Annotated in this window: 17 protein-coding genes and 2 pseudogenes; 16 read left to right on the forward strand and 3 right to left on the reverse strand. The window is 71.6% G+C overall.

Features of this window, described 5'->3' with window-relative positions; translation table 11 throughout:
• The gene (locus OHB00_RS32525) at positions 1-1,284 is read right to left on the reverse strand and encodes an amino acid deaminase (protein ID WP_406440031.1); all 1,284 of its coding nucleotides are present in this window, start codon (positions 1,282-1,284) and stop codon (positions 1-3) included.
• 136 nt (positions 1,285-1,420) lie between these two features.
• Here OHB00_RS32525 and OHB00_RS32530 point away from each other — a divergent pair, with 136 nt between their 5' ends.
• The 6 genes and pseudogenes from OHB00_RS32530 to OHB00_RS32555 all read left to right on the forward strand — a co-directional run bounded on the left by OHB00_RS32530 (position 1,421) and on the right by OHB00_RS32555 (position 6,412).
• Positions 1,421-2,674: a sugar kinase gene (locus tag OHB00_RS32530; RefSeq protein WP_406440033.1), complete on the forward strand. Its 1,254-nt coding sequence runs from the start codon at positions 1,421-1,423 to the stop codon at positions 2,672-2,674.
• Positions 2,671-3,438, forward strand: a complete 768-nt coding sequence (locus tag OHB00_RS32535; RefSeq protein WP_217551285.1) for an IclR family transcriptional regulator — start codon at positions 2,671-2,673, stop codon at positions 3,436-3,438. The genes OHB00_RS32530 and OHB00_RS32535 overlap by 4 nt, the downstream gene beginning before the upstream one ends.
• A complete protein-coding gene (locus tag OHB00_RS32540; RefSeq protein ID WP_406440035.1) occupies positions 3,435-3,845 on the forward strand; it encodes a RidA family protein in 411 nt (136 codons plus the stop codon). Before OHB00_RS32535 ends, OHB00_RS32540 begins: the two co-directional genes overlap by 4 nt.
• 145 nt (positions 3,846-3,990) lie before the next feature.
• Positions 3,991-5,472, forward strand: a complete 1,482-nt coding sequence (locus OHB00_RS32545; RefSeq protein WP_406440036.1) for a GntP family permease — start codon at positions 3,991-3,993, stop codon at positions 5,470-5,472.
• 34 nt (positions 5,473-5,506) lie between these two features.
• Positions 5,507-5,712: pseudogene (locus OHB00_RS32550) on the forward strand (hypothetical protein); the annotation flags it as partial.
• 64 nt (positions 5,713-5,776) lie between these two features.
• On the forward strand, positions 5,777-6,412 hold the full coding sequence (locus tag OHB00_RS32555; protein WP_406440038.1) for a hypothetical protein: 636 nt from the start codon (positions 5,777-5,779) through the stop codon (positions 6,410-6,412).
• 72 nt (positions 6,413-6,484) lie between these two features.
• Here OHB00_RS32555 and OHB00_RS32560 read toward each other — a convergent pair whose 3' ends face one another.
• The gene (locus OHB00_RS32560; protein WP_406440040.1) at positions 6,485-7,840 is read right to left on the reverse strand and encodes a M14 family metallopeptidase; all 1,356 of its coding nucleotides are present in this window, start codon (positions 7,838-7,840) and stop codon (positions 6,485-6,487) included.
• Positions 7,841-8,397: 557 nt separating this feature from the next.
• Between OHB00_RS32560 and OHB00_RS32565 the strand changes: the two genes are divergently transcribed.
• The 3 genes and pseudogenes from OHB00_RS32565 to OHB00_RS32575 all read left to right on the forward strand — a co-directional run.
• Entirely contained in the window at positions 8,398-8,817 is a 420-nt protein-coding gene (locus OHB00_RS32565) for a LuxR C-terminal-related transcriptional regulator (RefSeq protein ID WP_406440041.1), read from the forward strand.
• Positions 8,818-8,832: 15 nt separating this feature from the next.
• The gene (locus OHB00_RS32570) at positions 8,833-9,753 is read left to right on the forward strand and encodes an anti-sigma factor RsbA family regulatory protein (protein ID WP_406440043.1); all 921 of its coding nucleotides are present in this window, start codon (positions 8,833-8,835) and stop codon (positions 9,751-9,753) included.
• A 62-nt stretch (positions 9,754-9,815) separates the two neighbouring features.
• A pseudogene (locus OHB00_RS32575) lies at positions 9,816-9,941 on the forward strand (ATP-binding protein); the annotation flags it as partial.
• A 70-nt stretch (positions 9,942-10,011) separates the two neighbouring features.
• Here the strand turns inward: OHB00_RS32575 and OHB00_RS32580 are convergent.
• On the reverse strand, positions 10,012-11,736 hold the full coding sequence (locus tag OHB00_RS32580; RefSeq protein WP_406440045.1) for a chitinase: 1,725 nt from the start codon (positions 11,734-11,736) through the stop codon (positions 10,012-10,014).
• A gap of 312 nt (positions 11,737-12,048) precedes the next feature.
• Between OHB00_RS32580 and OHB00_RS32585 the strand changes: the two genes are divergently transcribed.
• From OHB00_RS32585 to OHB00_RS32615, 7 genes are all read left to right on the forward strand, one after another.
• Positions 12,049-12,876 carry a hypothetical protein gene (locus OHB00_RS32585; protein ID WP_406446088.1) on the forward strand — a complete coding sequence of 276 codons (828 nt, stop codon included), beginning with the start codon at positions 12,049-12,051 and terminating at the stop codon, positions 12,874-12,876.
• Between the two features lie 65 nt (positions 12,877-12,941).
• Positions 12,942-13,643, forward strand: a complete 702-nt coding sequence (gene cpaB, locus OHB00_RS32590) for a Flp pilus assembly protein CpaB (RefSeq protein ID WP_406440047.1) — start codon at positions 12,942-12,944, stop codon at positions 13,641-13,643.
• 12 nt (positions 13,644-13,655) lie between these two features.
• Positions 13,656-14,912 (forward strand): CpaE family protein, encoded by a 1,257-nt coding sequence (locus OHB00_RS32595; RefSeq protein ID WP_406440049.1) that lies wholly within the window; start codon positions 13,656-13,658, stop codon positions 14,910-14,912.
• Positions 14,913-15,193: 281 nt separating this feature from the next.
• Positions 15,194-15,520: a pilus assembly protein gene (locus tag OHB00_RS32600; protein WP_406446090.1), complete on the forward strand. Its 327-nt coding sequence runs from the start codon at positions 15,194-15,196 to the stop codon at positions 15,518-15,520.
• 1 nt (position 15,521) lies between these two features.
• Positions 15,522-15,866 (forward strand): TadE/TadG family type IV pilus assembly protein, encoded by a 345-nt coding sequence (locus OHB00_RS32605; RefSeq protein WP_406440051.1) that lies wholly within the window; start codon positions 15,522-15,524, stop codon positions 15,864-15,866.
• Positions 15,867-15,884: 18 nt separating this feature from the next.
• Complete coding sequence (locus OHB00_RS32610; RefSeq protein WP_406440053.1) at positions 15,885-17,222, forward strand: CpaF family protein; 1,338 nt, start codon at positions 15,885-15,887, stop codon at positions 17,220-17,222.
• Between the two features lie 7 nt (positions 17,223-17,229).
• Complete coding sequence (locus OHB00_RS32615) at positions 17,230-18,174, forward strand: type II secretion system F family protein (RefSeq protein WP_406440055.1); 945 nt, start codon at positions 17,230-17,232, stop codon at positions 18,172-18,174.
• Positions 18,175-18,185 lie beyond the last annotated feature (11 nt).

The following is an 18,185-nucleotide window of genomic DNA, read 5'->3' on the forward strand; positions in this document are numbered from 1 at the left end:
CTAGAAGAACGTGCGGATGTAGTCGACGACCGTCCCGTCCGCCTCGGCGACCGGGATCAGCTGCCACTTGTCGAACGACGTGCACGGGTGGGAGAGGCCGAGGCCGATCCAGTCCCCGACCTCCACATCCGCCTCGGGACCGGTGCGCAGCCAGGCGTGCTGGTCGGACAGGCCGGTGACCGAGACCCCGGTCGCCGGACGCTCGGTGCCCGCCCGGCGGATCACCTGGGCGAAGGGGAGGTCGAGGTCGTAGGCCGCGTCCCGCTTGCCCGCGTTGGCGAAGGCCTGCTCCGGTGAGGGGCGGGAGACGATCTGCGCCCAGAGCCGGAAGGCGGGCTCCAGGGCGCCCTCCTCGGGTACCCGGTTGAAGGGGGTGACCGCCCGGTAGCGGCCGTCGTCGTGCGAGACGTACGCGCCCGAGCGGAGCAACCTCAGCGTAGGGAGCGAGAGTTCCGGTAGGTCGGCGAAGACGTCGGCGACCGCGTCGAACCAGGCGCTGCCGCCCGCGCTCACCACGATCTCCGTCAAGCCCGCGAACCGGCCCGCCTTGTCGAACTCGACGGCGAGGGCGGTCAGCCGGCGCAGATAGGCGTGCACCCGGTCCGGGTCCGCCTGCGGGACCTCGCCCTCGTACCCGGCCACCCCCACCAGCCGCAGGGTCCCCGTCCGGGCCACCGCGTCCGCGACCGCCGCACACTCCGCCTCCGTACGGACGCCGGTACGGGCACTCTCCCCGGCGGCGAGCTCGACCACGACCTCCACGGGGCGCGGGGTCCCCGTCGTCCTCAGCGCCGCGTCCATCAGCTCGACCCCGCGCACGGAGTCGACGTAACAGACGAAGTGGAAGTCCGCGTCGCGCTCCAGTTCGGCGGCGATCCAGCGGAGCGCCGGGGCGTCCACGAGCTCGTTCGCGAGGAAGACCCGCCGGGTGCCGAACGCCCGCGCCACCCGCACCTGATGGGGCACGGCCAGGGTGATGCCCCACGCCCCGCGCTCGGTCTGCCGCCGGAAGAGCTGCGGGGCCATGGAGGTCTTGCCGTGCGGGGCGAAGGCGAGGCCGTGCCGTTCGGTGTACGTCTCCATCAGCGCGAGGTTGTGCTCCAGGCGCTCGGCTGAGAGGGCCAGTACCGGGGTCGCGAAGCCGTCCTCGAAGAGGTTTCGGCGCTGGGCGGCCAGTTCGCCGACGGTCAGCCCTTCGGCGTCCGGAGGGAGGCCCTTGAAACGGTGGTCGACGCGTTCCTCCGCGAGCCGGGCGAGCGCTTCGGTGCCGGTGTCGAGGGACACGGAGCCTCCCTGATCAGGTGGGTTGCATTGTGTGCAACGTCCATTGCGTATATCGCTTACCGCTGTCTAACATCCACGCCAACGCCGGGTCAATGGAGCCCGCAGCGACCCGGGACGACGAGGAGCCACCACCATCGTGAACGCCACGGACGCCGTTGACGCCAAGGATGTGGTGGACGTCGTCGCGCTCGGCGAGTCCATGGTGACGTTCCTGCCCACCCGGCCGGGGCGGCTCGCGGACGTACCGTCCTTCGACCGCGCGATCGGCGGCGCGGAGTCCAACGTCGCGTGTGCGCTGGCCGCCGCCGGGCACACCGTGCGGTGGGTCAGCCGGGTCGGGGCGGACGGGTTCGGCGACCATCTGGTGGAGAGCGTGGCCTCGTACGGCGTGGACGTCTCGTGCGTGGGCCGGGATCCGGTGCGGCGGACGGGGGTCTACTTCCGTACGGCGGGGGACCGGGCGACCGACGCCCACGAGGTCGCCTACTACCGGGCGGGATCGGCGGCGTCCGCGATGTCGGCGGCGACGGTGGACCTGGCGGCGGCGCGCGCGGGCCGGATCCTGCACCTGTCGGGGATCACCGCTGCGCTGTCGGAGGGCTGTCTCGGGCTGCTGCGCGAGCTGACGGCTCCCGCCGGGGTACGGCCGCCGCTGGTGTCGTTCGACGTCAACTACCGTCCGGGGCTGTGGACCGGCTCCGGGGGCGCGGAGGTGCTGCTGGAGCTGGCGCGCCGGGCCGACATCGTTTTTGTGGGGGAGGACGAGGCGGAGCTGGCGTGGGGGGTGGCGGGCGGACCGACGGCCGTTCGGGAGCTGCTGCCCGAGCCGGAGGTGCTGGTGGTGAAGGACGGCGCGAAGGGGGCGACGGCGTTTCAGCGGGGCGGCGCGGACGGTTCCTCGGCCGCGGGTGCGTGGGGGCTGGGCGCGCAGTTCCCCGCGCCCCTTACGGGGCGCTCCTCAGCCGTGTCTCACACAGCCGCGGCGGACTCCTCCCGCGCCGCGGACTCCTCCGGCGCGGCGGACTCACTCAGCTGCGGGGGAGGCACCCCGCGAGCGCGGGTGAGTGAAACCCCGCCCCCGGCCCCCGTCCCCGGCACCTTCGAACCCGCCCTCGCCGTGGACGTCGTGGCGACCGTCGGCGCGGGGGACGCCTTCGCCGCCGGCTTCCTCTCCGGCACCCTGCGCGGACTGCCCGTACGGCAGAGGCTGCGGCTCGGACACCTCTTCGCCGCCGCCGCCCTCACCACCCCCGCCGACCTCGCACCGCCTCCCGACCGCGACACCACGGACCGGCTGGGCGCCCTCGACTCCACCGGGTGGGAGAGACTTCGACTCGGCCCCGGCTGGACGCAAGCCGACGCGGCCGAAGAGGAGGTACGCACCCCATGAGCCAGACCGTCGACCGAGCGCTCAGCATCCTGCCCCTGCTCGCCGAGGGCCCCGCCGACCTCGGCCAGGTCGCCGACCGCCTCGGCGTGCACAAGTCGACCGCACTGCGGCTGCTGCGCACTCTCCACGAACACGGGCTCGTCTACCGCCAGTCCGACCAGCGCTACCGCCTCGGCGCCCGCCTCTTCGCCCTCGCCCAGGAGGCGATGGAGAACCTCGACGTCCGCGAGATCGCCCACCCCCACCTGGCCCGCCTCAACGCGGCCTGCGGCCACACCGTGCACCTCGCCGTGTTCGAGGAGGGCGAGGTCCTCTACATCGACAAGGTCGAGAGCCGCTACCCGGTGCGCATGTACTCGCGGATCGGCAAGCCCGTCGCGATCACCGTCGCCGCCGTCGCCAAGCTGCTCCTCGCCGATCTGCCCGAGCCCGAGCGGCGGGCCCTCGCCGACAAGCTCGACTACCCCATGTACACGGCCCGTTCGACGCCGAACGCGGAGGCGTTCCGCAGGGAACTGGCCAAGGTGCGCGAACAGGGCTGGGCCACCGACCTCGGCGGCCACGAGGAGTCCATCAACTGCGTGGCCGCACCGATCCGCGGTGCCGACGGGCGCGTCGTCGCCGCGATGTCGGTCTCCGCGCCCAACGTCGTCGTCACCGCCGACGAACTCCTCACCCTGCTCCCGCAGGTGCGCCGTACGGCGGACGCGATCAGCGGCGAGTACTCAGGCAGAACACCGATCAAGGAAGCCGGCAACCGATGACCGAGAAGACCGCGCTCACCCCCACGACCCACACCACCCCGCCCGCCAGGTTCTCGCACGGCATCCGCAAGGGCAACATCCTCCAGGTCGCCGGCCAGGTCGGCTTCCTGCCCGCCGAGGAGGGCAGGCCCCCGACCCCGGCCGGCCCCACCCTGCGCGAGCAGACCCTCCAGACCCTCGCCAACGTCAAGGCGATCCTGGAGGAGGGCGGCGCCTCCTGGGACGACGCCGTGATGATCCGCGTCTATCTGACGGACGTGGACCACTTCGCGGAGATGAACGGCATCTACAACGCCTACTTCGAGGAGCAGGGCCTCACCGCCCCGCCCGCCGCCCGCACGACCGTGTACGTCGGTCTGCCCGCCGGTCTCCTCATCGAGATCGACGCCCTCGCCGTCCTCGGCTGACGGCCCGCAACTCCCGCACACCGCACACCAGTCACGGCACGGCACCCCTCGGATGCCGTGCCGCGATCCCCCCTGCCCGGCTGTGCCCTCAGGGGGGACACCTCCCAACCCCACGGACCATGTTCCTACGCAGAGGACCCCCCACATGTCCCTACCGCTCGCCGCGTCCGCCGCCACCCCCGCCGCCCCACCCCACACCGGCGGACTGCTCCTCCTCTTCGACGGCACCGCCGGTCTCCTCACCGTCGCCGCCATCGGCATCGCCCTGCTCCTCTTCCTCATCATCAAGGCGAGGCTCCAGCCCTTCGTGGCCCTCCTCGCCGTCTCCATAGCCGTCGGCCTGCTCGCCGGGCTGTCCGTCACCGAACTCTTCGGCACGGTCCAGCGCTCCGACGCCGTCTCCACCGTCGAGTCCGGCATGGGCGGCATCCTCGGCCATGTCGCGATCATCATCGGCCTCGGCACCATGCTCGGCGCGATCCTCGAAGTCAGCGGCGGGGCGGAGGTGCTGGCCACCCGGCTCCTCGACGCCTTCGGGGAGCGGCGGGCACCGCTCGCCATGGGCCTCACCGGCCTGATCTTCGGCATCCCCGTCTTCTTCGACGTCGGCATCTTCGTCCTGGCCCCCCTCGTCTACGCGGCGGCCAAGCGGGGCGGCAGGTCGATCCTCCTCTACTGCCTTCCCCTCCTCGCCGGCCTCTCCATGACCCACGCCTTCCTGCCGCCGCACCCCGGCCCGGTGGCCGCCGCCGCGCTGCTGCACGTCCAGCTCGGCTGGGTCATCCTCATGGGCGTCGTCTGCGGCATCCCGGCGGTGCTGGCCGCATGGGCGTACTCGGCGTGGATCGGCGGGCGGATCTTCGTCGCCGTACCGCAGGACATGGTCGAGGCGGCGGAGGAGGCCAGGCAGGCGGTGGTGGCCGAGCAGCGGGCGGCCGGGGTCGAGCCGCAGGAGAAGCCGGTACCGCTCGGCACCGTCCTGGCCATCATCGGCACGCCCCTCGTCCTCATCCTCGCCGCGACCTTCTCCTCGATCGCCCTTGACCCCTCCACCGGCCGCTCGGTGCTCGAATTCTTCGGCACGCCGATGGTCGCCCTCACCATCGCCCTGGTCCTCGCCTACTACCTGCTCGGCATCCGGCGCGGCTGGTCCCGCAAGTCCCTGGAGACCGTGTCCACCGCGTCCCTCAAGCCGGTCGGCAACATCCTGCTGGTGGTCGGCGCGGGCGGGATCTTCGGCGCGGTCCTGAAGGCGAGCGGTGTCGCCCAGGCCCTCTCCGACACCTTCAACGGCGTGGGCCTCCCGGTGATCGTCCTCTCGTACCTGATCTCGGTGGTCCTGCGGGTCGCCCAGGGCTCGGCGACGGTGGCGATCGTGACGACGGCCGGCATCGTCGCCCCCCTCCTCACCGAGGGCCACCACTCCCAGGCCTTCGTCGCCCTCGTCATCATGGCCATCTCGGCCGGCTCCATCTTCGCCTCGCACGTCAACGACGGTGGATTCTGGATGGTCGCCAAGTACTTCGGCATCAGCGAGCGCGACACGCTGAGGACGTGGACCGTGCTGGAGTCGGTGTTGTCGGTGGTGGGGTTCGGGGTGGCGGGTGTGCTGAGCGTGTTCGTGTAGGGGGTTGTGCGGGGTGGGTGGCTGGTGCGCGGGCTTGGTCTTCGTCTCGGCGGGCTCCGTCTTCGCCTCGCACGTCGACGACGGTGCCCGCGCCCGGAGGGCGCCGGTGGATGCGGCTGGATGGTCGCCAAGTACTTCGGCATCAGCGAGCGCGACACGCTGAGGACGTGGACCGTGCCGGAGTCGGTGTTGTCGGTGGTGGGGTTCGGGGTGGCGGGTGTGCTCGGCGTCTTCGTGTAGGCGTCTGATAACGAAGTCGGGGCTGGCTGTGTCCGGCACAGGTTCTTGGACCATACTGCCCGCTGTGGAGCAGCGCATAGGAGCCAACAGCCAGCCCCTGGAGGGCGCCGGATTCGACCCGGCCTTCATCCCCGGGCTCACCTCACCCGCGTCCGCCCAGCCGCAGGACGCCCGGCCGGAGGAGGCCGAGGACGTGGCGGCGGTGGCGGAACCGGTTGCCGAGGCCGAGGCGAAGGCCGAGGTCGCGGACACCGTGGCCGAGGACGCCGAAGGTGCCGCGGACGAGGAGGAGGCCCCCGAGGGTCCCGTCTTCGAGGCGGCCGACCGTCGCGCCCGGATAGTCGCCGACCACCAGGGCGTGCGCCTCAGCCTCGACGAGGAGAAGTGCGAGTTCCGCTGGGACGAGATCGGCGCGGTCGAGACCGAGACCCCGCGCTTCGGCAAGCGCTTCACGATCACCGTCCACACCCCGGAACGCCGCTGGTACCCGATCGAGATCGAGGCGGCGTCCCGCTCCCGCTTCAAGGAGTGGGAGGAGCAGCTGGACGCGGTCCTCGACGCCTACTTCGACGACGGCGAGGAAGAGGAAGAAGACGCCCTGAAGGCGGAGTCGGAGGTTGAGGCCGAGGACACCGCCGCGGACGAAACCGAGGCCGAGGACAAGGCCGAGGCCAAGGGCAAGGGCCTCGACGCCCAGTAGTCCGTCCCGTTCGCATCGGAGCCGCTCCGGCCCTGGTGGCTGCCCCACGGCCGGAGGGCTCCCGCGAACCGGCTAGCCGCAGTACTGCGCTTCCTTCCCGATCGACCGGTACATGCAGTCCGCGTTCTCCAGCAGTTGGAACACCGCGTCCCGGTTCCGGGAGGTCTCCCGCTCGATCACCTCGTCGGGCGGGTAGAAGCCGCCCCCGGAGCTGGACGTCGGATACATCTCGAAGGTGTAGTCGAAGATCTTCTGGGTGCCCCACAGATAGTCGTCGATCGAGCCGTCGGTGATGTACAGGTCGCTCGACTGCTCCGGCGTGTAGCCGTTGCTCGCCGCCATCTTCTGCCCGACCGCCTTGAACGCGGCGGCGTCGTCCGCGGTCATCCCGGTTGCGGTGTCGGCCGTCGTGTAGCCGAACGGCCACAGCACCAGCTCGCTGTACGTGTGGAAGTCGATCCCGGCCTTGATCTGCTGCTTGCCGCCGACGACCCGCCCGCGCACGAAGTCGGCGACCACCTTGACCTCAGGCGCCGACTCGGCGGCCGAGCCCCGGTAGGTCTCGGAGGACGTGGAGCCCGAGGAGCCGCCGCAGCAGCCCCACTTGTAGTTCCAGTTCCGGTTCAGGTCCGTACCGACGTACGAGGAACCGGAGTTGGGCTGCCGGTTCTTGCGCCAGGAGCGGTACGAGCCGGTGGCGATGTCGTACTCGCCGCCGTCGGGGTTGAGGTCGGGGACGATCCAGATCTCGCGGCTGTTGACGATGTTCGTGACCCGGGAGTCCGTTCCGTATCCGGCGCCCAGCTCACGCAGCAGGTACAGCGCCATCTCCACCGTGAGGTGCTCGCGCGCGTGCTGGTGGAAGGTGAGAAGGACCTCGGGTTCGTTCTCGTCCGTCGCCACGTTGTCGCTGACCTTGATCGCGACGATGTCCCGGCCCTGGTAGGACTTGCCGATCACCTGCCGGCTCATGATCGAGGGGTAGGCGGCGAGCCGCTGGTCGATCTCGGCGTTCGTCTCGGCGTAGTTGTGGTACTTCGAGTCGGCCGTCGGGAAGTCGAACAGGCGCAGCTGGTCGGCGGCGGAGGACCGGTCCGGGGCCGCGCCGAGCGGTGTGACGTCGTAGCCGAGGCGCCGCAGCGCGGCGATCTGCGCCGGCCGTCCGGAGACCACCACCGTCTCCTCGTCGGCCTCGTCCACGGAGACGCCGGTCCGCTGGATCGCCGCGCGGGTCACCGGGGTGGTGCTCTGGTGGATCTCGTACTGCCGGACGTCGTCGGCCGAGGGGGCGGACGGGCGGGCGCTGTCGGCTCTCGCGTGGGTCGCCGTCACCGGCGCGGGGGCCGCGAGGGCGAGGGCCAGCAGGGCGCCGAGCGCGGCGGTCCGTCTGCCGGCGCGGGCACCGGAGCCGCGGGTGCGAAGTCGCATGAAGTCTCCTGGGGGAGAGGTGGGGGTGGTTCAGTGCGACGTGCTGCGTACCTGTGGGTCTGCTGTGCGAGTGCCGCTCATCGTCCACGGAATGGCATGGACAGGTCAAGACGGTAAAACCGGCCGCGCGAACCGGCCGCGCAGTGTACGCGCGTACCTGTCCCCGCAAGTCACCCCTGCCGAAGTGCACTCCCCAGCGTGACGTCGGGATGCGTTCTCCCGGTCCGCCGGGAGACCGTGGTCGGACGGCCAAGAGGAGGGCTGGCTGATCATGGGCGGACCGGCGCCGCGCGGGGGCTGCCATCTGCCGGTCGCGACGACCGGCTTCGTCGACCGGAGAGAGGAACAGGCCGCGGGCCGCGAGCCGTTGGCAAAGGCGCGCCTCGTCACGTTCACCGGCCCCGGCGGGGCCGGCAGGACCCGGCTCGCCGCCCATGTCGCGGCCCGCGTCGAGTGCGCCTTCCCCGACGGCGTCCGCTACGTCGCCCTCGCCGGCCTGCCCGATCCGGCACGCGTCGCGCCCGCCGCCGCCGACGCCCTGGGCCTGCACGACCACTTTGACCGGCCGCCCCTGGCCACGCTGGTGGAGCGGCTCCGCGACCGCCGGGGCTCCACCACCCTCAACTCGGCCGGCCGCGGCTGCGACGCACGCCCGCGCGGCTCTGGGCCAGGGGGCGTACGAGCGGGCGTACGGCCGGGGCGGGGCGTTCGGCCTGGCGGACCTGGTGGCGTACGCCCTCGACGAGCAGGCGCAACCGCCGTCCGGGCAGGCGGAGTCGCGGACGGCACCCGTCCGGCTCACCCGTCGCGAGACCGAGGTCGCCGAGCTCGTCGCCGAAGGGCTGGGCAACCAGCAGATCGCCGACCGCCTGGTCATCGCCCGCCGCACCGCCGAGGGCCATCTGGAACGCGTCCTCGGCAAGCTCGGCTTCAGCAACCGCAGCCAGATCGCCGCCTGGGTGACCGCCCGGCGCTGACGCACAGGAGACCCGATGAGTACCAGTACGGGCGCGCGCACCGCCGCGGCCCAGGGGCAGTTCGACCACCGGATGGCCGTGTTCGGCTCGGACGACGCGTTCGTCGCCGCCGCCCTGCCCTTCCTCGCCGAGGGCCTCGCCGCCCCCGACGAGCCGCCGCCCGTCGCCATCGCCGCCCCAGGCCTGCTGGCCGCTCTGCGTGACGCGCTCGGCTCCGACGCCCGGGACGTCGGCTTCATCGACCACACCGACTGGTACACCGGCACGGCCGCCAACGCCGTCGCCCAGGGCGCCGGTTACCTCGCCGCGAACGCCGGGCCCGGCGGCCGGATCCACCTCCTCATGGAGCCCGACTGGGCGGGCCGCGCGGGCCGTTCGGCGCGGGAGAGCACCGAGTGGATCCGCTACGAGTCCCTCGCCAACCTGTTGTTCGCGCCCTTCGCCACCACCGCCCTGTGCGCGTACGACACCCGGACCGCGGGCCCGGCCGTCGTCGACGCGGCCCGCCGCGCCCACCCGGGTTCCGGGGTGTACGAACAGCCGTCGGTCCTGGTGCGCGAGCTGGACGCCGTACCGCTGCGTCCGCCGCCGCAGTCGGCGGCCCGGCTGCCCGCGCCGGAGGCGGTCCGGGCCTGGGCCGCCGGGCGCGGGCTCCCGGCCGTGGACGCCGGGCGGTTCGGCCGGGCCGTCGAGGTGGCGGCGGCCGCGCACGGGCCGGTGGTCGAGATCCTCGCCTGGGGCCAGGCCCCGGCCTGCGTCTGCGAGCTGCGGTTGTACCGGGCGGTGGCGGATCCGCTGGCCGGGTTCGTGCCGCCGCCCGGCGAGGAGCCGGAGCCGGGACAGGGGCTGTGGTTCACGCGCCAGGTGTGCGCGTACGTCGATGTCCGGGACGGGGCGCCGGGGGACGGGGCGAAGATCCGCGTCCAGTACGCGTGAGCGAGATGCCGTACGCGCGTACTCCCGTCGCGGCGCATACGCGGGTACGGGATCAGGTATTCCGAGGGATGTACCTGGTGGATGCGCTTGCCCGGCGCTGGGGCTGCCAACAGGACGGGCCGGGCAAGACCGTGTGGTTCGAGTTCGGTACCTGCGGGTGCGACGGCTGCGGTCGGCGACAGCCATAGCACCCCGCAGCCCGGACTCCGGCGGCCTGCCCAGCCGCCGGAGTCCACCACCCGTGCGCCGGCACTGCCGTTACGGCAGTGCGTGCACGTGGGCGCCCACCGAGGACGACCACGCGTTCCCGGCCGCAGCGTCCCAGTTCGTCGACCAGGTCATCGCGCCCCGCAGGCCGGGGTACGTCGTCGACGGCTTGAAGGAGCCGCAGTTGGTGGCCTTGGTCAGGCAGTCCAGGGCGTTGTTCACCACGGTCGGCGAGACGTAGCCGCTGCCGGCCGCGCTGGTCGAGGCCGGCAGGCCGAGGCCCACCTGGGACGGGCTCAGGCCGCCCTGGAGCTGGATGCAGGCCAGCGCGGTGAGGAAGTCCACCGAGCCCTGGCTGTACACCTTTCCGTCGCAGCCCAGCATCGAACCGCTGTTGTAGTACTGCATGTTGACGACCGTGAGGATGTCCTTGATGTTCAGGGCCGTCTGGAAGTACGCGTTGGACGTCGACTGCATGTCGATGGTCTGCGGGGCCATCGTGATGATCAGCGACGAGCCGGCCTTCGCCGACAGCGAGCGCAGCGCCTGGGTCATGTAGGTGGCGTTGATGCCGTTCTCCAGGTCGATGTCGACGCCGTCGAAGCCGTACGTCTGCATCAGCGCGTACACGGAGTTGGCGAAGTTCGTCGCGGACGCCGAGTCGCTCACCGAGATCGTGCCGTTCTGGCCGCCGATCGAGATGATGACCTTCTTGCCTGCCGCCTGCTTGGCCTTGATGTCGGCCTTGAACTGGTCGACCGTGTACCCGCCGAGCCCGGCGGAGTCGAGGGTGAAGCTCACCGCGCCCGGTGTGCCGGTCGCGTCCGCGAAGGCGACGGCGATGATGTCGTACGCGGACGGCACGTCCGAGATCTTCTGGACGGTCGCGCCGTTGTTGAAGTTCTGCCAGTAGCCCGTCACCGCGTGCTTGGGCAGGGTGCCGCCGCCGGTGCCGCCGGACGCGGTCGTGGTCGCCGTCACCGCCGACGACTTCGCCGACTCACCCGCCGAGTTGGTCGCGGTGACCTGGAAGGAGTACGACGTCGAGGCCGCGAGCCCGGTGATCGTCGCCGACGCGCCGGTGACCGCCGAGACCTTGGTGCCGTTCTGGTAGACGTTGTAGCCGGTCGCGCCCGACACCGCGGACCAGGACAGGGACGCGGAGGACGACGTCGTACCGGAGACCGCGAGGCCCGTCGGGGTCGCGGGGACGGTCGGGGCCGGGTCGGAGCCGCCCCCGCCGTCGGGGCCGTAGACCGAGACGTCGTCGGCGTAGTAGGCGGCCTGGCCGTACCAGCCGTGGGTCCAGACCGTCACCGAGGTGGTCGAGGCGCCGGTGGTGAAGGTCGTCGACAGCTGCGTCCAGGACGTGTTCGGGGTCCAGGTCGACACGTCCGTGGTGCCGGTGCCGGTCACACCGAGGTAGGTGTAGGAGCCCTGCACCCACGCGCTCAGCGTGTAGGCCGAGTTGGCCTTCACCGCCACCGTCTGGCTGCACTGGGCGTAGTCCTGCCCGGCCGGGGTCGCCTTCAGCGCGGCGGCGCCCGAGTGGACGGGGGAGGAGACGGTCGTACCGCTGCTCGCGGAGCAGGTCCAGTTGGACAGGCCCGATTCGAAGCCGGGGTTCTTCGCGTTGTTGACGTCGGCGGCGGAGGCCGGTGCGGAGGCCAGGCCCGCCATCGCGAGTGCCGTGGCGAGAGTGGCCACGGCCGACCAGGTGCGGATGCGTCGCTGTCCGGCATGCCGGGACACGAGCCGGGGGATGAGTCTGGGCATGACAACAAGTTGGTCCAGACCAATTCACGTGTCAATAGGTCCAGACCAAATTTAGGGCCGGTGGAAGCCTCCCCGGGGCTGAACAAGCCTCGGTCATATGCTCAACCTGTCCTGATTTGACGCTACTTGTGCGGTCACGGATCCCAGACAGCTGCACAAACGCTGTTCTCCGGTCACAGAGGCGTGGATACAGTGCTGAGGAAGTCACGCAATGAAGTCGTCCCGGCTCATTGGAGTAACGCCGGTGGGCCGCCGGGTGTGAAGAGCGGGGAGCTGCGCGTGCCAACTGCCATTGCCGTGACCAGTGCCGACATGGCGCTGCCGATCCAGGACGAGCGGACCATGCCCGCGGTCGTGCTCCGGGACCTCGACCAGCGTCCGCTCGACCAGACCGTCGCCGAGTTCGTGGCCCTCATCGAGCAGCACGGACATGTGATCGTCGTGTACTCGGACGCCGTACCGCAGGCCGTCGTCCGGCGGCTGCACACCCTCCGCTCCCTCCTTGAGAGCGACCGGATCGCGCTCTTTTGCCCCGACCTGCCGCCGCTCGGCATCGCCGTGCTGGCCCGGCAGTTGCGGCAGCTGGCCTCCTGCGACCTCAGCCCCGGCGTGCTCGCGTCGGCCGGCCGGCTGCTCACCCACTACATCCACTCCGGCGCCGTCCTCGGCTCCGTCGCCAAGCTGGACCGCGTCCCGGTCGGCCTCAAGGCGCACGCCAAGTCCTGGATGCCCGGCACCCAGTTCGCGGTCGTCGCCCACCCCGAGCCGCAGCTCGTCCGGGTCGCTCCCGAGGCCGTCCTGAACGGCCCCGAGTTCAGCACCTGGATGCTGGTCGCCAAGGGGCAGCTCCAGTCGGACTGGATCGGCGGCCTCGCCAAGGCCTGGGGCGCGCACGGCCTGCGCGAGACCCCGCTGCCCGCCGAGTCGTCCGTGTGGTGGGGCACCGGCCGGATGATCGAGTTCACCAGCTACCTCGCCGACCTGTCGGTCCTCTACCAACTGGTCACCTCGGTACGGCAGAACAGCTGCCACTGGTGCGGCGTCGACGTCATCGGCGACCGCTGCGTCTTCTGCTCCGCCACCCCGCCCGACTACGACCCGCCCGCGCCCCGCGCGCTGGAACAGCGGACGCCCGCCTGACCCGTACCTCTCACCACCGCTCGGTTCCCCCACTCTCCCGCTTCCCCGATGAGGTCGCACGGTCCATGAACTCCCGTCAGCGCCGCGGCGTGATACTCCTGATCCTGTCGGTGATCTGCGCGCTCGTCGCGTTCGCCGGTGTGCTCTCGGTCATCGACAACGCGAAGTCCGAGGTCGGTCCCAAGGTCACCGCGTACGAACTGCGGTCCGATGTCACGCCGTACACCACGTTGAGCGCGAGCCAGTTCAAGAAGATCTCGATGCCCGAGCGGTGGCTGTCCGCCAACGCCGTCACCAGCCTCAGCCAGATCCAGGGCAAGATCGCGATCACCACGCTGAAGAAGGGCTCGCTGCTCCAGACCGACATGATCGTCGACCAGCCCGAGCTGAAGCCGGGCGAGCAGGAGGTCGCGATCATGATCGACGCCGCCACCGGGGTCGCCGGCAAGATCACCCCAGGTTCCCGGGTCAACGTCTACGCCACCTTCGAGGGCAAGCAGCAGAGCGACCCCGACCAGTCGAAGATCATCGTGACCAACGCCCAGGTCCTGGACGTAGGCAAACTCACCTCGCTGGAACCGGACAACAAGAACCAGCAGCCCACCGACGCCGTCCCCATCACCTTCGCGCTGTCCACGCTCGACGCCCAGCGCCTCACCTACGCGGAGTCCTTCGCCCAGCGGGTCCGGCTCGCCCTGGTCGCCCCCGGTACGACGACCACCGTGCCGGACAAGGACCGCACCTACGAACTCGCGACGGACAAGTGAGAGGCGCCTTCCATGCCCATCAGGATCCTCCCCGCCGTCGGTGACGCGGACGCCGTCCGCTCCCTGGTCTCCCTGCTCAGCCAGCTCCCGGACGCCGAACCGCTGGCCCCCGTCGTCGACTCCACCGGGCTCGTCGACACCCTCGCCCGGGCCGCCGCCGAGTCCGTCGACGAACTCCCCGAGGTCGTCGTCGTCCACGAACGCATCGGCCCCGTCCCCGCCCTCGAACTGATCCGCGAGGTCGCCCTGCGCTTCCCCGCCGTGGGCGTCGTCCTCGTCACCACCGACACCAGCCCCGGCCTGTTCGCCGCCGCGATGGACTCCGGCGCCCGCGGCCTGGTGGCCCTCCCGCTGAGCTACGAGGAGCTGGCCGCCCGGGTCCAGGCCGTCGCCCAGTGGTCCACCGGCGTACGACGCCATCTCGGCCACGGCGCCGACGTGTTCGCCGGCGTCGGCGGCACCGTCGTCACCGTCAGCGGCGCGAAGGGCGGGACCGGCGCGACCCTCGTCGCCGTCCAGATCGCCCTCGCCGCGCAGGCATCCGGCCACTCCACCGCCCTGGTCGACCTCGACCTCCAGACCGGGGACGTCGCCTCCTACCTGGACGTCCAGTTCCGCCGCTCGGTCGCCGACCTCGCCGCGGTCAACGACATCTCCCCGCGGGTGATGGCCGAGGCCGTCTTCCGGCACGACTCCGGGCTGGCGCTGCTGCTGGCTCCGGCCGAGGGCGAACGCGGCGAGGAGGTCACCGACCGCGCCGCCCGCCAGATCCTCAGCGCCCTGCGCTCCCGCTACGAGGTGGTGGTCGTCGACTGCGGCGCCCAGCTCGGCGGAGCGGGCGCGGCGGCCGTCGAGACCGCCGGCCTGGCCCTGCTGGTCACCACGCCGGACGTGGTCGCCGTACGCGCGGCGAAGCGGACGGTGCGGATGTGGGACCGGCTGCAGATCCGCAAGGCCGAGGAGACGACGGTGGTGGTCAACCGGCACACGCGCGGCACGGAGATCCAGCCGGCGCTGATCGCCCGCATCACCGGGACGGCGATGGCGCGGACGCCGATTCCGGCCAATTTCAAGGAGCTTCAGGGCGCGGTGGACGCGGGACGGATGCACGAGCTGGACTCGCGGAGCACGGTGAAGCAGGCGCTGTGGGCACTGGCGGGGGAGTTGGGGCTGGTGCGGACGGCAGAGGGCGGACCGGCACCTGCGCGGCGTGGGCGGAGTGGGGAGCGGGCGGCGGTCGGGTTCCGGCGGCGGAGGGAACTTCCATGAGGGGCCGTGGGTCGGGTTCGGGGGCACCGGGTCGTCGGTCGGGTGCCGGTGCGTGGGGGCTGAGCGCGCAGTTCCCCGCGCCCCTTGGGCGCGCCTCAGCGAAACGCGTCCTTGAAACGCCCCGCAGGAAAGCGCCCCAAAGGGGCGCGGGGCTGTATTGGATATGCGGCTACCGCCGCGCGGGCGTGACCAGCCCCCACCGGGCCGCACGCGACCGACGACCCGGTGCCCCCGCCCGGCCCGCCCACGACCGCGGCCAGGTCTCCATAGAGCTCCTCGGCATGACCCCGGTCATCATCCTCACCCTCGTGCTCATGTGGCAGGCCGTCCTCGTGGGGTACGCCTTCACCCTCGCGGGGAACGCTGCCGACGAGGGCGTACGGGCGGGCACGGCCGTCCCCCGGGGGGAACGCTCCGGCGTCTGCGAGCGCGCCGCGCTGGAGGACCTCTCCGACGCCTGGCGGGAGGGGGCCACGGTGGAGTGCGGCGGCACCGGCATGGTGACCGCGGACGTCTCCCTGCGCGTCCCGGTCCTCTTCCCCGGCTCGATCGACTTCCCCGTCACCGTGCACGGCCACGCCGGCACGGTCGAGGAGGTGAAGAACTGAGATGCCCTCCCGTCGGCAGCACCGCGACCGCGGCCAGGTCGCCGTCGAGTACCTCGGCTTCCTCCCGGTCCTCCTCGTCGTCGGCCTGGCAGGAATCCAGCTCGGCGCCGTCGCCTACGCCGCCGAGCAGGCCGGCACGGCGGCCCGCGCGGGGGCCCGCGCCGCCTCGCTGGAGGAGGACGTCGGCGCCGCCTGCTCGTCCGCGGTCAGCAGCGGAATGGACGTGAGCTGTGCGTCCTCCGGCGGCGGCGACTCGGTCACCGTCACCGCCACGGTCCACATCCCGAAGATCCTGTGGGACCTCGGCAACGCCACCAAGTCCGCCACGATGCCCGTCGACCACTGAACGAGGAGCACGGCAAACATGAGCCTGCGGGCACGCATCAACTCCCCCGAGGAGAACGGCAGCCGGGGCGAGGACGGCCACCTGGTCTCCTCGTACCGGGCCAAACTCCTGGAGGAGATCGACCTCGCGGAGATGAGCGCGCTGGCCGCCGCCGAGCGCCGGGCCCGACTCGAACGCGTCCTCGGCCACATCCTCAGCCGCGAGGGCCCGGTCCTGTCGACCGTCGAACGCTCCCAGCTGATTCGCCGGGTCGTCGACGAGGCCCTCGGCCTCGGCATCCTGGAACCGCTCCTCGAAGACGCGTCGATCACCGAGATCATGGTGAACGGCCCCGACGCGATCTTCGTCGAACGCGGCGGCCGGGTCGAGCAGTTGCCGCTCCGCTTCGTCTCGGCGGACCAGCTGATGCAGACCATCGAACGCATCGTCTCCACGGTCAACCGCCGGGTCGACGAGTCGAACCCGATGGTCGACGCCCGCCTCCCCTCCGGCGAACGCGTCAACGTCATCATCCCGCCGCTCTCCCTGACCGGCCCCACCCTCACCATCCGCCGCTTCCCGCGCTCCTTCACCCTCCAGGAGCTGATCGGCTTCGGCTCGCTCGACGAGCACATGGTGTTCCTGCTGGCCGGCCTGGTGCAGGCGAAGTTCAACATCATCGTCTCCGGCGCCACCGGCACCGGGAAGACGACCCTGCTGAACGCCCTCTCCGGCCTGATCCCGGCCCACGAACGCATCATCACCATCGAGGACTCCGCCGAACTCCAGCTCCAGCAGACCCATGTGGTCCGCCTGGAGTCCCGCCCGGCGAACGTCGAGGGCAAGGGCCAGGTGACCATCCGCGACCTGGTCCGCAACTCGCTGCGGATGCGGCCCGACCGGATCGTGGTCGGTGAGGTCCGCGGCGGCGAGTCCCTCGACATGCTGCAGGCGATGTCCACGGGCCACGACGGCTCGCTCGCCACCGTCCACGCGAACAGCGCCGAGGACGCCCTGACCCGGCTCCAGACCCTGGCCTCGATGTCGGACGTCGAGGTCCCCTTCGTCGCCCTGCACGACCAGATCAACAGCGCGGTCGAGGTGATCGTCCAGCTGACCCGGTTCGCCGACGGCGCCCGCCGGATCACCGAGATCGCGATGCTCGACAGCCATGGCAGCGAGCCGTACCGGCTGGCGACCGTGGCCCGCTTCGAAGCCCAGCCCATGACCCACGACGGCCGGGTCCACGGCGCCTTCCAGTACTTCCCGCTCCCGCGCCGCACCGCCGACCGCCTCTACATGGCGAGCCAGCCGATCCCGCAGGCCTTCGGCGTGGCCCAGCACTTCGACCAGCTCACCACCCGAGAAGCCCGGTAGGCGGCCCATGTCCCTCCACGATCTCGTCACGCTCACCACCGGCGTCACCCTGCTGACCTGTCTCCTGGCCGTGGTCGGCCTGCACACCTACGCCTCCGGCCGGGCCCAGCGCGCCGCCCTGGTGGACCGCCTCTCCTACACCGGCCCGGCCCGGCTCACCGGCCGCCGCCGCCGGTTCCGCAATCTCGACCGCCGGCTGCGCGGCACGTCGATCGGCCGCCGTCTCGAACTCCGCCTGGCGGCAACGGGCCTGGACGTCACACCCGGTGAGTTCTTCGTCTACATGCTCGCCACGGTCGCGGCCCTCTGGCTCATCGGCGATGCCGCCCTGGCCCCCTTCTTCGGCCCGATCGCCGGCCTGCTCGGCGTCTTCGCCGCCGTCCAGTTCCTCAACTGGCAGCGGCAGAGACGCATCGAGCGGTTCATCGGCCAACTCCCCGAACTGGCCCGCATCCTGGCCAACGCCACCCACGCGGGCCTCGCCCTGCGCACCGCCGTCGGCATGGCCGCGGAAGAGCTGGAAGCCCCGGCGGGCGAGGAACTGTCCAAGGTCGCCGACCAGTTGGCGATCGGCCACTCCATGGACGAGGCGCTCGGCGAGCTGGCCGACCGGCTCCCCTCCCGCGAGCTGGTCGTCCTCGTCACCACGCTCGTCCTCTCCAACCGGGCGGGCGGCCACGTGGTGTCCGCGCTGCGCAACCTGACCGAGACCCTGGAGGAGCGCAAGGAGACCCGCCGGGAGATCCGCACCCAGCTCTCCCAGGTGACGATGACGTCGTACGCCGTCCCGGTGCTCGGCATCGGCGCCCTGTTGCTGATGAACAGCGTCAAGGACGGCACGCTGGACCGCATGACGGGCACCGGCCTCGGCCAGGCGGCCGTGGTCATCGCCTTCGGGCTGTACGTCATCGGGTTCGTCCTCATCCGCCGCCTCAGCCGCATCGACGTATAGGGAGAGGTGGC

It is taken from the genome of Streptomyces sp. NBC_00631, assembly GCF_045206895.1.
Lineage (GTDB): Bacteria > Actinomycetota > Actinomycetes > Streptomycetales > Streptomycetaceae > Streptomyces.